Here is a 12,874-nt window from a genome sequence, read left to right as displayed (position 1 = left end):
CACCGGTCCGGTGGACGCGGTGCGGGGCGGGGCGCCGTCGGTCGTGCCGGGTCGCTCAGGCCTGGCTCTTGCGGTAGGTCAGCCACATGTTCTGCATCCGGGTGTTCTGGCCCGCGGTGAAGTGGTTCATGCAGGCGTCCGGGGTGTAGTCCATGAAGTTGGTCACCGGGTCGTTGCCGGGCAGCTTCGCGCAGGTGTTGCGGCTGGTGTCGCACTCGTAGGCGGGGCTCGCCTCGGCGGCGGTGTCGGAGACGTAGTCGCCCTTCGTGTCGCTGCACCCGCCCTGGAAGGTGTGGTAGAGCCCCATCCAGTGCCCGATCTCGTGGGTCGCGGTGTCGCCCTGGTTGTAGTCGGTGTAGCTGCCGCCCGGCAGGCTCCGGTAGTCGATCACGTCGCCGTCGAGGGCCAGCGACCCGGCGAACGGGAAGCTCGAGTAGCCGAGGGTGCCGTCGGAGAAGGCCACCGAGTAGATGTTGAGGTCCGACTTCGTCCCGACGTGCAGCTTGGTCTTCATCGCCTTGGCGTCCGCGGCGTCGCCATCGGTGCCCCCGGTGGGACCGGTGGTGTCGAACCAGTCGGCGTTGGTGGTGGTGTCGGTGCGGACCAGCTTGAAGCTGAACCCGGCCGGCGCGTAGGCGTTGTTGAGCACGGTGATCTGCTTGCTGATCGCGGTGCTGCTCAGCTTGCCCGCGCTGCCGTTGGTGATGACGTGCCAGTAGACCGAGATGGTGGTGCTGGTGAAGGCCCGCTTCGCGGTGGCCCGCTCGAAGGTCGGCGCCGAGCGCGGGGTCCGGGCCAGCGCGCCGGACGCGTTCGGCGTCAGACCCCGGGCCGCGGCCCGGTCGCGGGCCTTGGCCTCCACCGCCGCGGTGGCGGCCGCGCTCAGGGTGTTCGGGTCCTTGGCGTGCGCGCCGGGGACCTTCCGGGCACCGCTGTCGACCGTGCAGGCGGTCGCGGCGGACGAGGCCGTCCGGTTCGGAGTGGTGGCCGCACTGCTCGCGGTCGGCGCCACCGCCCAGCTCGCGGCGGCGAGGCCGGCGGTCGCCAGGCCGAGGCTGGCGAGACCGAGCTGGCGGGTGGATCTGGTGCTCCAGGTCATGGAGTTCCTTCCGTCGGGGGGATGACGTGCCTGACGATCTGTGGTGTGTGCCCGGTCCGGCGCGACGATCTCGCGCGGCAGGCTGGGTGCCCGCTGTGAGGGACCTCGCGACCATAACCCCGGCGGTGGAACGAGCACCACCCCCTGACCGCGCCCGTTCCCTGGTTCCGGCGACCACCGCGACGGCGATCCGTCGGACCCGCTCCACCCTCTCCCGGCCCGGGGTCACTCGGCGCCGGAGCCGGCTGCGGTCCCGCACGGAAAGTCGCGGACGCGCCCGGCGAGACCCCGCTCCGTGCCGGGGCCGGCCGATACCCTGACCAGGGTCTCGACGTCGAGGTCGCCGGGTCGCTTGCACGGTCGCTCGCGCGGTCGATCCGGGGAGGTGGCCGGGACGGTCCGCGGAACGGGTCCGCGCGTGGGCAGCCCGCCCCGCCGGATAGGTTTCCGACGATCGGCTCCGGCCCGCCCGGGGCGCACCCAGACACGCACGCAGGACAGCAGAAAGGCAGCAGTTCGTGGCCAGTATCGAGTTCGTCGGCGCACGCGAGATCCTCGACTCCCGAGGCAACCCGACGGTCGAGGTCGAGGTGATCCTCGACGACGGGTCAGAAGGCCGCGCGGCGGTCCCCTCGGGTGCCTCGACCGGCGCCTTCGAGGCGGTGGAGCTCCGCGACGGAGACCCGTCGCGCTACCTCGGCAAGGGCGTCACCCGCGCCGTCCTCAACGTGGTCGAGCAGCTCGGCCCGGAACTCGAGGGCCTCGAGGCCAGCGAGCAGCGGCTGGTCGACCAGACGATGATCGACATCGACGCCACCCCGAACAAGTCCAAGCTCGGCGCCAACGCCATCCTCGGCGTCTCGCTCGCGGTGGCCCACGCGGCCGCCCAGTCGGCCGAGCTGCCGCTCTACCGCTACGTCGGCGGGGCCAACGCGCACCTGCTCCCGGTGCCGATGATGAACATCGTGAACGGCGGCGCGCACGCCGACTCCGACGTCGACGTCCAGGAGTTCATGATCGCGCCGATCGGGGCGCCGACCTTCGCGGACGCGCTGCGGATGGGCGCCGAGGTCTACCACGCGCTCAAGTCGGTGCTGAAGAAGCAGGGCCTGTCGACCGGGCTCGGCGACGAGGGCGGCTTCGCCCCGAACCTGCCGGCCAACCGCGCCGCGCTCGAGCTGATCTCCACCGCGATCGAGCAGGCCGGCTTCACGGTCGGCACCGACATCGCGCTGGCCCTCGACGTGGCCAGCACCGAGTTCTTCGAGAACGGCAGCTACACCTTCGAGGGTGCGGCCAAGTCGGCCGACGAGATGACCGCGATCTACGAGCAGTGGATCGCCGACTTCCCGATCGTCTCGATCGAGGACCCGCTGGCCGAGGACGACTGGGCCGGCTGGTCGGCCCTGATGGGCAAGATCGGCGACCGCGTCCAGGTGGTCGGCGACGACCTCTTCGTCACCAACGTCGAGCGGCTGCAGCGCGGCATCACCGACCGCGCGGCGAGCGCGCTGCTGGTCAAGGTGAACCAGATCGGCTCGCTGACCGAGACCCTCGACGCCGTCGCGCTGGCCCAGCGGAGCAGCTTCGCCTGCATGATGAGCCACCGCTCGGGCGAGACCGAGGACACCACCATCGCGCACCTCGCGGTGGCGACGAACTGCGGGCAGATCAAGTCCGGCGCCCCGGCGCGGACCGACCGGGTCGCGAAGTACAACGAGCTGCTCCGGATCGAGGAGGACCTCGACGAGGCGGCGCGCTACGCGGGCGCCTCGGCCTTCCCGCGGTTCCGCCGCTGACCGGCTGAGGCACCAGCCCCGACCGCCCCTCCCGACCGCCCCAGCCCCGACCGTCCCGACCCGCCCGATCCGAGAGCAGGAGCCGCCGATGCCGACCCGACGATCTCCCTCCCGCCCCGGGTCCGGGCCGGGTCGCGGCGGACGCGGCGCGGCCACCGGCACCCGACGCCCCCGGGCGGGCGGCCGGGGGCCCCGGACGTCCGGACCGGCGTCCGAGCCGACCGGCACGAGCCCGGCGGCGACCAGGACCGAGCCGACGCCGACGGTCGCCTCCGCGGCCGGGTCGCGGCCGGGGCAGCCGGCCACGGTCGCCGAGACCCGGATGCTCGACGCGCTGCGACGCCGGTCGAGCCTGACCACCCGGGCCATCGCGCTCACCGTGGTGCTGCTGGTGCTGGTGATCTCGTACGCGTCGTCGCTGCGGATCTACCTCTCCCAGCGCCACGAGATCGCGGCCACCCAGGTGGAGATCGCCCAGCGAGAGCAGCAGATCGGCCAGCTCCAGTCGCAGCTGACCCGGTGGAACGACCCCGACTACGTCAAGACCCAGGCACGGGCGCGGCTCGGGTGGGTCGTGCCGGGGGAGACCGGCTATCACGTGATCGGCCCGGACGGCGTCCCGGTCGGCGCGAACACCGCCCCGAGCGGGGCCGACCAGCCGCCGCCGGCACCGAAGCCCTGGTGGGACGACCTGTGGGGCTCGGTGAAGACCGCCGACGCCCCGCCGGCCAAGCCGACCGCGGCACCGACGATCACCGAGAAGAGCACGCCCAAGCGCTGAGGCGGCTCTGGAAGACTGCCGCCCCGTGGAACCCGTGACCCCCGCCGACCTCGAGACCCTCGGCCGGCAGCTGCGCCGACCGGCCCGCGGCACGGCTGGCGTCGCCTGGCGGTGCCCCTGCGGCCGGCCCGGGGTGGTGGCCACCGCCCCTCGGCTGCCCGACGGCACCCCGTTCCCGACCACCTACTACCTGACCTGCCCGCACGCGGTCGCCGGGTGCTCGCGGCTGGAGGCGTCCGGTCTGATGACCGAGCTCACCGAGCGGCTCCGCACCGACCCCGAGCTGGCCGGGGGTTACCGCGCCGCGCACCGGGCCTACCTCGACGACCGGGCGGCGCTCGGCCGTGCGCTGGACGGCGACCCGGTGCCCGAGATCGACGGCGTCAGCGCGGGCGGGATGCCCGACCGGGTGAAGTGCCTGCACGCACTGGTCGGGCACGCCCTGGCCGCCGGCCGCGGGGTCAACCCGGTCGGCGACGAGGCGCTCGACCGGATCGGTGCGTTCTGGTCGCCGCCGTGTCTCACCGACCAGCAGACCGACCAGCACACCGACCAGCACACCGACCAGCAGACCGACGGGGGAGACCGATGACCGACCGGGTGGCCGCCATCGACTGCGGCACCAACTCGATCCGGCTGCTGATCGCCGAGACCGGTCCCGACGGCGGGCTGCACGAGCTCGACCGCCGGACCGAGATCGTCCGGCTCGGCCAGGGCGTCGACGCCACCGGCGAGCTGCACCCGGACGCGCTGGCCCGTACCTTCGCCGCGGTCGACGGCTACGCCGAGGCGATCACCACGGCCGGGGTGGGGCCGGAGCGGATCCGGTTCGTCGCCACCTCGGCGACCCGCGACGTCCGCAACCGCGACGCCTTCGCCGCCGGCATCGTCCGGCGGCTCGGGGTCGGCCCCGACGTGATCAGCGGCGACACCGAGGCCCGGTTGTCGTTCCGCGGGGCACTGACCGGGGCACCGTCCGACGCCGAGCCGGTGCTGGTGATGGACATCGGCGGCGGGTCGACCGAGCTGATCGTCGGCGACCGCGAGCACGGCGTGCACGCCGCGGTCTCGCTCGACATGGGCTCGGTCCGGGTGACCGAGCGGTTCTGGACCGCCGACCCGCCGACCGCCGACGATCTCGCCCGCGCGACGGCGTTCGTCGACGGCCTGCTCGACCGCAGCCCGGTCGACCTCAACCCGGTCCGGAGCTGGATCGGGGTGGCCGGGACCGCCACCACGCTGGCCGGGGTCGCGCTCGGGCTGCCCGCCTACGACCGCAGCCTCGTCCACGGGGCGCGGATCAGCCGGGACCAGCTGACCGGCCTGTTCGACCGGCTGCGGGTCTCCACCGCCGACCAGATCCGGACGCTGCCCTCGATGCATCCCGGCCGCGCCGACGTCATCACCGCCGGCACCCTGATCGCCACCCGGGTGGCCGCACGGGTCGACGCCGACGCCCTGCTGGTCAGCGAGTCCGACATCCTCGACGGCATCGCCCTCGAGCTCCTCGGCCGCTGAGCGACGCCGCCCACCGTGCCCTGAGCCCGCCCCACAAGCCCTGAGCCCGTCGAACGTTCCCTGAGCCCGTCGACGTTCCCTGAGCCTGTCGAAGGGCGCTTCGACGGGCTCAGCGCGCGTTCCGGGCCTGCGGTGCCCCGAGCCCGTCGACGTTCCCCGAGCCTGTCGAAGGGCGCCTCGACCGGCTCAGCGCGCGTTCCGGACCCGCCGTGCTCAGGAGCGGTGAGCCGGTCTTTCGTAGCCTGGACCGGTGCGACGTCTGATCCGACACCCGTGGACCGACTGGGTGCTGCGCACCCTCGGTGCGCTGGCGCTGGCCGGACTGCTCTCCGCCCCGCTGGCCGCCGTCTGGGCCGTCTCGCACACCACGGTGACCGACTTCCTCGGCCCGCAGCGCTCGCAGTTCTCGACGAACTTCTCCGGTGAGGTCGACCTCGACCTCGGACCCCTGGGCAACGCCTACCTGCCGCAGTCGTTCGGTCCGGTCGGCGTCCGGGTCGAGGTCGGCGGCCTCGAGGGCGGGCTGGGCGGCAGCACCGGCGGCGCGGGCACCGCGATGCCCGGGCTCAACGCCGAGACGCTCGACTCCTACACGCTGCTCTACACCGACCCCGACCAGACCATCCGCGGCGTCCGGGACCGGTTGTCCGACGCACTGGTCACCAACGCCGTCCGGGCCGAACTGGTGCTGGTCGGGCTCGCGCTGGTCTGGCGGCTGCGTCGCTACTACCTCAGCCCGCGGCTGGTCGAGGCCACCCGGCGCCCGCGGAGCTGGATCGGCTACGGGACCCTCGTGCTGGTCGTGGTCGCCTCGACGCTCCGGCCGGTGCCGGCCGACCCCGAGCAGGTGCGCTATCCGGTCTCGGTGGCCGACGGGACCCGCTTCGCCGGTCTGGCCGTCGACTCGCCGCTGCTCGCCGACCTGCTCGACCGCGGCATCCACGGCATCCGGGTGCTCGCCGACCGCCAGCTGGCCGCGATCCAGGACTACATCGTCACCGCCTCGGCCTCGTTCACGAAGCAGAGCAGTCGGCTGGCCACGCCGCAGCCGGGCGAGAGCCGGATCGTCGGCTTCTCCGACCTGCACTGCAGCATCGCGATGACCGAGGTGATCCGCCGGGTGGTCAGCTACGCCGACCCGGTCCAGGTCTTCAGCTCCGGCGACGACACCATGAACGGCACCGCGGTGGAGCGCGCCTGCGTGGCCAAGGAGCGCGAGATCGCCGCGCAGCGGCCCTTCATCGACATCCGCGGCAACCACGACTCGCCGACCACCGCCGAGCAGATGGCCCGGGTCGGCGCGATCGGGCTCACCGGCCGGGTGGCCGACGTCGGCGGCGTCCGCTACCTCGGCGACGGCGACCCGGAGTACAACCTGCCGTTCAGCCTGACCCGGATCCAGGTCCGCAACGAGACCGAGCAGCAGATGGGCCAGCGGCTGCTCAACACCGCGGCCGGGCGCGACGTCGACATGATGCTGGTGCACCAGCCGCTGGCTGCCCAGCCGATCGTCACCGCGCCGAACCCGCCGGCCAAGCTGGTCGCCTGGGGCCACATGCACGTCCAGGCCGGGCCCACCGTGATCCCGCACACCGACGGCTCGTGGACGGTCGCGCTGCAGCAGGGCACCGCCGGCGGCATCGCCCAGCCGATCATCACCTCGTTCAGCACGCCGTTCAGCCCGCCCCGCAAGCAGGCCGACGTCTACGTCTACTTCCGCGACGACGCCACCGGCCTGATCACCGGCGTCCAGCCGGTCCACTTCCTGCCCGACGGCAGCTGCATCGTCGACCGCCGCATCACCACCGGCGACGTCTCCGCACTCCCCGAGTCCACCCGCCGCAGGCTCGGCGCGGAGCAACAGGGGTCGGGCCAGGCCGGGCAGGCCGGCGGACAGGCCTCCGGCGAGGCGGCGCCGAGCGGCTCGGCGACGCCGGACGACGGCGTGTCCTCCTCGGCCCGGGCCTCGGCGAGCGCCAGCGCGTCGAACGAGCAGACCGCGCCGCCCAGCCCGTTGCCGTCGGCGACCACCCCCGGCAACGAGGGCGAGCCCGAGGGCGGCTGACGGGCCCCCGGCCCGCCACCCGCCCCGGGCCGGCGGCTCAGGAGAAGCGGATCTCCAGGAACTGACCGCGGTCGACGCCGCCCTGCGGGGTGGTCTTGGGCACCAGCCCGAACGGTGCGGTGGTGCCGGTGCTGCCGCCCAGCCCGAAGTCGCTGTCGTTGCTGACGATGAGCGTCCGCCCGTGGTCGAGCACGGCCACGCCCTCGATCTTGTCGTGGTCGAAGAAGCCGCCGTCGGGGTCGACGGCGTCGGTGAGCGCGCCGAGGTCGAGCCGGAGCTTCTGGCTGACCGGGGTGATCCCGGCCGCTCGCAGCGCGGCCGTGGTGGTGGCGACGTCACCGGTGCCCGCGATCGCCTCGACCGTGCGGCCGTCGACGAGCAGACCACCGTTCGTCGCGTCGTAGTGACCGACGGTGCTGCGCGGACCGATGTCGGTGGCCCCGCGCAGGTCGACCTCCCACAGCTTCTTGTACGCGCCGGGCCCGAACGCGCCGTCCCGCTCGTCGACCAGGAACCGGGTGGCCGAGAGCGCGGTGATCTCGCTGACCGCGGTGTCGTTCGCGCTCGGGTCGTCGAGCACGAAGGCGTACTCGTGGGTCCGGTGGCTGCGCAGGTCGACGGTGACGATCCGGGTCACCGCGACCTTCTTGGGCTTGCCCGCGTCGGGCTGGGTGAGCGCCGACTGCATGATCCCCACCAGGGTGCGGCCGTCGGGGGTGATGGTCAGCCCCTCCATCCCGCGGTTGGGCGTGCGGCGGGCCAGCTCGGCGGGCAGCGACCCGTCGTAGGGGGAGAGCCGGGCGATGGCCCGCCCGCGCCGGTCGAGGTGGGTGATGAAGGGGCCGTACTCGTCGGAGACCCAGAAGGTCCCGTCGCGGAGCGCGACCAGGCCCTCGGAGTCGTAGCCGTAGGGGCTGGGGGTCAGCACGTGTCCGTCGAGGTCGGTGATGGTCTCGCCGGTGCTCGCCTGGCTGTTGACGCGGCCGTTGTACGGGGTGCCGTCGGCGGCCCGCAGCGGGATCCGCTGGAGCAGCTCGGCCCTGCCGTCGCGGAGCCGGAAGCGGCCGATCGCCGGGGTGAAGTCGGGCAGCGGCTCGATCTTGCTGCCGTCGGGGCCGTCGACGTTCGGCCCGCGGTCGGTCAGCCCGTAGACCTCGTCGCGGTGCCCGGGGACGGGGGCGACCGCCGAGCCGAAGCCGTCGCCGTCGACGGCCACGCCGCCGAAGGTCGCCAGCCGCGGCACCTGCTCGGTGAAGACCCGGAGCGACACGGTGCCCGGCGGGCGCTGCGCCATCGAGGTCATCCGGGCCGGCGTGGCAGGGGCGGCCGGAGCCGTCGTCGTGGCGAGGGAGGCGGCCAGCCCGAGGGCGAGCGCGCCGGCGGCGATCCGCCGCTTCGAGGAGTCGGTCACGGCTGCAGAGCCAACGAGACCGCGGTGAACGGCCGGTGACCGGGAGGCGAACGCCGACCGCACGTCCTACGATCGTGCTGCCCGACCCGAGCGGGCCCCCGTAGCCCAACGGCAGAGGCAGGTGGCTTAAACCCGCTCCAGTATGGGTTCGAATCCCATCGGGGGCACGGTGCGAGCGCCTCGGTCGAGGCCGTATCGCGCGCTGACCAGGGTGCAGGGCCCGGCGCGGCGCGCAAGCGCTGAAAGTGCTTCGCCCGGCGTCCCGTCCGCGCATCCGGCATGCGCGATTGATCGTTTTGGATGCCAAACTAAGGCCATGGAACCCGGAGACCCGCGGCTGGTGGGTGTGGTCTCCGAGCGCCGCGACCGGCTGCTCGACACCACGGTCCAGTTGCTCACCACCCAGGGTCTCCACGACACCACGCTCGACCTCGTGGTGCTGCGGTGCGGGGTCAGCCACGAGTCGGTGCGCTTCCTCTTCGGCGGCTTCGACAACCTGCTGGGTGAGGCGATCGAGGAGCTGCGCGTGCGCCGGCACGAGCGGGTCGGCGAGATGCTCGCCACCCTGCCGCCGGTGGGGTCCAGCGTGGCGGACTGGATGGCCTCCGTCGACGACGTCGCCCGCGGGCTGATCTGGCTCTACGGCACCGAACCCTTCACGTTCTGGGAGATCTGTCTGCAGGCCGCGCACCGTCCGGAGCTGGCGGCCGCGGCGGCGGCCAGCGTCGCGGGGATGCAGGACCAGCTCGCCCAGCTGCTGCTCGACGCCGGCATCGAGCGCGGCGACCTGCTGGCCGTGCCGTTGCTGGCGATGATCCACGGCGTGGTCACCTTCCACCGCGTGCTCGGGCGCACCGCCGAGCCGGGCGGCTGGGGCGCGGAGGGCGTCGAGCCCGGCCGCCGACCCGAGCTCGATCTCGACGCGTCGGTCGCCGACCTGGTCCACGGGCTGCGCTCGTTGCTGCCCGGTCACCAGGCGGTGGTGACGGCGGCCGGGGCGGCCGGACCGCACCCGGTGGGCTGATCTCACAGCGAACCGACAGGTTCGGAGGCGGCGGCCGGACCGGCTCCCGCACCTACACTGGAGGAGCGAGCAATCCAGCTCAGCGACCAGGAGGACCTTGATGTTGCGCAGTTCGAACCCGATCCTCTCCAAGAAGGACGCGTTCACGCCGGCAGCCCCGGGCCAGCAGTACGGCCAGGGATATGGCCAGGGATACGGCCAGCAGTTCGCCCCGCAGGGCTACGGCCAGCCGGGCTACGGCCAGCAGTACGACCCCTACGGCCAGCAGCTGGGCACGCCCTACGGCTCGGGCCCGGTCGACTCCGGCGCCCGGATGACCTTCGACGACGTGATCACCAAGACCGCGATCGTGCTGGGCCTGCTGATGCTGTCCGCGGCCGTGTCGTGGCTGCTGATCCCGGTCAGCCTGATGCTGCCCGCCCTGGTGCTGTCGGCGCTGGTCGGTTTCGTCGCGGTCATGATCGTCTCGTTCCGTCGCCGGGTCAGCCCGCCGCTGGTGTTCGCCTACGCGATCATCGAGGGCGTCTTCATCGGCATGCTGAGCAAGGTCTTCGAGTCCTTCTACGACGGGATCGTCGTCCAGGCGGTGATCGGCACCTTCGCGGCCGCCGGCGTCACCCTGGCCGCGTACAAGATCTTCAACATCCGGGTCACCCCGAAGTTCCGCAAGATCGTCTTCCTGTCCACCATCGGTTTCGCGGTGGCCATGCTGATCAACTTCGTGTTCTCGCTGTTCGGCGCCCGGCTCGGGCTGGTCGGCGGCGTGACCGGTGCGATCAGCCCGCTGATGATCCTGGTCTCGGCGGTCGGCGTGGTGCTCGCCGTGCTCAACCTGGTGCTCGACTTCGACTACATCGAGCGCGGGGTCGCCATGGGTGCGCCGGCCAGCGAGTCCTGGCGCGGGGCGTTCGGCCTGACCGTGACCATGGTCTGGCTCTACGTCGAGATCCTGCGGCTGCTGTCCTACATCCGCCGCTGAGCGCGTCGTCCTGACGGCCGGAGGCCGCCGCCCCTCGGGGGTGGCGGCCTTCGTCGTTCCCGGGCTGTCGTCGTTCCAGGGACTTCGTGATCCCGGGGAGCGGGACCGCCCTCTAGGCTCGGCCCGTGCGTTACGTCGAGTCGCTGATCGAGTTGGTCGGCAACACCCCGCTGGTCCGGCTCTCCCGGGTCACCGACGGGCTGGCCCCGTTGGTGCTGGCCAAGGTCGAGTACCTCAACCCGGGTGGTTCGGTGAAGGACCGGATCGCGGTCCGGATGATCGAGGCGGCCGAGCGCGACGGGTCGCTGCGCCCGGGCGGCACGATCGTCGAACCGACCAGCGGCAACACCGGGGTGGGGCTGGCCATCGTGGCCCAGGCCAAGGGCTACCACTGCGTGTTCGTCTGCCCCGACAAGGTCAGCGAGGACAAGCGGAACGTGCTGGCCGCCTACGGAGCGGAGGTGGTGGTCTGCCCGACCGCGGTGGACCCTGACCACCCGGACTCCTACTACTCGACCTCGGACCGGCTGGTCCGCGAGATCGAGGGCGCCTGGAAGCCGGACCAGTACAGCAACCCGAACAACCCACTGAGCCACTACGAGACCACCGGGCCCGAGATCTGGGAGCAGACCGAGGGCCGGATCACCCACTTCGTCGCCGGGATCGGCACCGGGGGGACGATCAGCGGCACCGGCCGCTACCTCAAGGAGGTGTCGGGCGGCCGGGTCCAGGTGATCGGCGCGGACCCGTCGGGGTCGGTCTACTCCGGCGGCAGCGGGCGGCCCTATCTGGTCGAGGGCGTCGGCGAGGACTTCTGGCCCACTGCCTACGACCGCGGCGTCTGCGATCGGGTGATCGAGGTCAGCGACGCCGACAGCTTCGCGATGACCCGGCGGCTGGCCCGCGAGGAGGCGCTGCTGGTCGGCGGCTCGTGCGGGATGGCCACCGTGGCCGCGCTCCGGCTGGCCGGGGAGCTCGGCCCCGACGACGTGGTGGTGGTGCTGCTGCCGGACTCCGGGCGGGGCTACCTGACCAAGATCTTCAACGACGGCTGGCTGGCCCGCTACGGCTTCTCCGCCCGCCCCGAGGGGGCGGTCCGGGTGATCGGCGACGTGCTGCGGGAGAAGCGCGGCGACCTGCCCGCGCTGGTGCACACCCACCCCAACGAGACCATCGCCGAGGCGGTGGAGATCCTGCGCGAGTACGGCGTCTCGCAGATGCCGGTGGTGCGGGCCGAGCCGCCGGTGATGGCGGCCGAGGTGGTCGGCTCGGTGAGCGAGCGCGGGCTGCTGGGAGCGCTGTTCGGGCGGACCGCGCGGCCGGCCGACGCGGTCGAGTCGGTGATGGAGCCGCCCCTGCCCACCCTGGGGGCCAGCGAGCCGGTGGACGCCGCGGTCGGCGCGCTGGCCGAGCAGGACGCACTGCTGGTGCTCGACGACGGCAAGCCCGCCGGGGTGCTCACCCGGCAGGACCTGCTCGGCGACGTCCGCTAGGCCGGCTCAGCGCCGGGCGGACGGGTCGAGCAGCACCTGCAGGACCCGTCGCGAACCCCAGGCCCAGTCGAGGTCCGCCCAGCCGTCGAGGGGGATCCAGCGGGCGGTCTCGGTGGTCCCGCCGACGTCCAGCACCACCGGGTCGGTCGGCGCGGGGCAGCGCGCCCGGTAGACCAGCCGGACCGCGTGGTAGTCCTCGATCACGCCGCGCGGGCTGCGACCGATCCAGTGGTCGGTGTCGACGTAGGCGAGGCCCTCGGCCTCGACGTCCTGGCTGGTCTCCTCGTGGACCTCGCGGACGGCCGCGTCGGCCGGCTGCTCGCCGGGGTCGATCCCGCCGCCGGGCAGGCCCCAGCGGCCGCCGGCGGCGGTGAGTGCGGAGAAGGTGGTGGCCAGCAGACCGCGGTCCGAGATCACCACCGCGTAGGCGGCGGCGCGCTGGTGGACCACCGGGACGGCGTCGGCGGGGACGTCGCGGTCGCGCCGGACGTGCGCCCGGGCCCGTTCGGGCGGCGTCGGGGCGGCGGGACGGACCCGCAGCGCGAGGACGAGGTCGTCGGCGTCGCGGGTGGCGCGCTCGGGGTGGTCGGTCGCCCAGCCGAGCCGGGCCAGCGCGCGGACCGGGTCGTCCCCGTGCTCGAGCCGGAAGTCGGCCACCGTCGTCCCGTCGCCGTCCTGTCCGAGCACCCGCACCCCGTCATCATG

General features: G+C 73.2%; 11 protein-coding genes and 1 tRNA gene. 9 read left to right on the top strand and 3 right to left on the bottom strand.

The genetic code is table 11. The annotated features are described in order from the left end of the window. Positions 1-55: 55 nt before the first annotated feature. Positions 56-1,099, bottom strand: coding sequence for a zinc metalloprotease (locus FHX74_RS10875; protein WP_182560129.1), 1,044 nt, complete (start codon positions 1,097-1,099; stop codon positions 56-58). Positions 1,100-1,617: 518 nt separating this feature from the next. Here FHX74_RS10875 and eno point away from each other — a divergent pair. The 5 genes from eno to FHX74_RS10850 all read left to right on the top strand — a co-directional run bounded on the left by eno (position 1,618) and on the right by FHX74_RS10850 (position 7,262). Then, positions 1,618-2,898, top strand: coding sequence for a phosphopyruvate hydratase (gene eno / locus FHX74_RS10870; protein ID WP_182560128.1), 1,281 nt, complete (start codon positions 1,618-1,620; stop codon positions 2,896-2,898). Between the two features lie 88 nt (positions 2,899-2,986). Beyond that, positions 2,987-3,679 (top strand): FtsB family cell division protein, encoded by a 693-nt coding sequence (locus FHX74_RS10865; protein ID WP_182560127.1) that lies wholly within the window; start codon positions 2,987-2,989, stop codon positions 3,677-3,679. A 25-nt stretch (positions 3,680-3,704) separates the two neighbouring features. After that, positions 3,705-4,271: a DUF501 domain-containing protein gene (locus FHX74_RS10860; protein WP_182560126.1), complete on the top strand. Its 567-nt coding sequence runs from the start codon at positions 3,705-3,707 to the stop codon at positions 4,269-4,271. Continuing rightward, a complete protein-coding gene (locus FHX74_RS10855) occupies positions 4,268-5,197 on the top strand; it encodes a Ppx/GppA phosphatase family protein (RefSeq protein WP_182560125.1) in 930 nt (309 codons plus the stop codon). The genes FHX74_RS10860 and FHX74_RS10855 overlap by 4 nt, the downstream gene beginning before the upstream one ends. Positions 5,198-5,447: 250 nt before the next feature. Further along, entirely contained in the window at positions 5,448-7,262 is a 1,815-nt protein-coding gene (locus FHX74_RS10850; protein WP_182560124.1) for a metallophosphoesterase family protein, read from the top strand. A 37-nt stretch (positions 7,263-7,299) separates the two neighbouring features. On the opposite strand, the gene FHX74_RS10845 is transcribed toward FHX74_RS10850, so the two are convergent. After that, complete coding sequence (locus FHX74_RS10845; protein WP_220483757.1) at positions 7,300-8,673, bottom strand: esterase-like activity of phytase family protein; 1,374 nt, start codon at positions 8,671-8,673, stop codon at positions 7,300-7,302. Between the two features lie 94 nt (positions 8,674-8,767). On the opposite strand from FHX74_RS10845, the gene FHX74_RS10840 reads away from it, so the two are divergent. The 4 genes from FHX74_RS10840 (at position 8,768) to FHX74_RS10825 (ending at position 12,169) form a co-directional block, all read left to right on the top strand. Further along, positions 8,768-8,840, top strand: a tRNA-Leu gene (locus FHX74_RS10840). Positions 8,841-8,989: 149 nt separating this feature from the next. After that, positions 8,990-9,697 carry a TetR/AcrR family transcriptional regulator gene (locus FHX74_RS10835; protein ID WP_182560123.1) on the top strand — a complete coding sequence of 236 codons (708 nt, stop codon included), beginning with the start codon at positions 8,990-8,992 and terminating at the stop codon, positions 9,695-9,697. A gap of 100 nt (positions 9,698-9,797) precedes the next feature. Then, positions 9,798-10,676 carry a Bax inhibitor-1/YccA family protein gene (locus tag FHX74_RS10830; protein ID WP_182560122.1) on the top strand — a complete coding sequence of 293 codons (879 nt, stop codon included), beginning with the start codon at positions 9,798-9,800 and terminating at the stop codon, positions 10,674-10,676. 125 nt (positions 10,677-10,801) lie between these two features. Continuing rightward, a complete protein-coding gene (locus tag FHX74_RS10825; protein WP_182560121.1) occupies positions 10,802-12,169 on the top strand; it encodes a cystathionine beta-synthase in 1,368 nt (455 codons plus the stop codon). 6 nt (positions 12,170-12,175) lie between these two features. On the opposite strand, the gene FHX74_RS10820 is transcribed toward FHX74_RS10825, so the two are convergent. Beyond that, entirely contained in the window at positions 12,176-12,862 is a 687-nt protein-coding gene (locus FHX74_RS10820; protein WP_182560120.1) for an NUDIX hydrolase, read from the bottom strand. Positions 12,863-12,874: the final 12 nt, after the last annotated feature.

This window comes from Microlunatus kandeliicorticis, from assembly GCF_014137855.1.
In the GTDB taxonomy this organism is placed as follows: Bacteria; Actinomycetota; Actinomycetes; order Propionibacteriales; family Propionibacteriaceae; genus Microlunatus; species Microlunatus kandeliicorticis.
The sequence above is the reverse complement of the archived record's forward strand: the minus strand, read 5'-3'. Positions and strand labels throughout refer to the sequence as shown.

What these genes read in the sequence shown, in the direction of transcription:
- FHX74_RS10875 (WP_182560129.1), bottom strand. Translation starts at nt 1,099, where the DNA reads ATGACCTGGAGCACCAGATCCACCCGCCAGCTCGGTCTCGCCAGCCTC.
- FHX74_RS10865 (WP_182560127.1), top strand. Translation starts at nt 2,987, where the DNA reads ATGCCGACCCGACGATCTCCCTCCCGCCCCGGGTCCGGGCCGGGTCGC.
- FHX74_RS10855 (WP_182560125.1), top strand. Translation starts at nt 4,268, where the DNA reads ATGACCGACCGGGTGGCCGCCATCGACTGCGGCACCAACTCGATCCGG.
- FHX74_RS10835 (WP_182560123.1), top strand. Translation starts at nt 8,990, where the DNA reads ATGGAACCCGGAGACCCGCGGCTGGTGGGTGTGGTCTCCGAGCGCCGC.
- FHX74_RS10830 (WP_182560122.1), top strand. Translation starts at nt 9,798, where the DNA reads ATGTTGCGCAGTTCGAACCCGATCCTCTCCAAGAAGGACGCGTTCACG.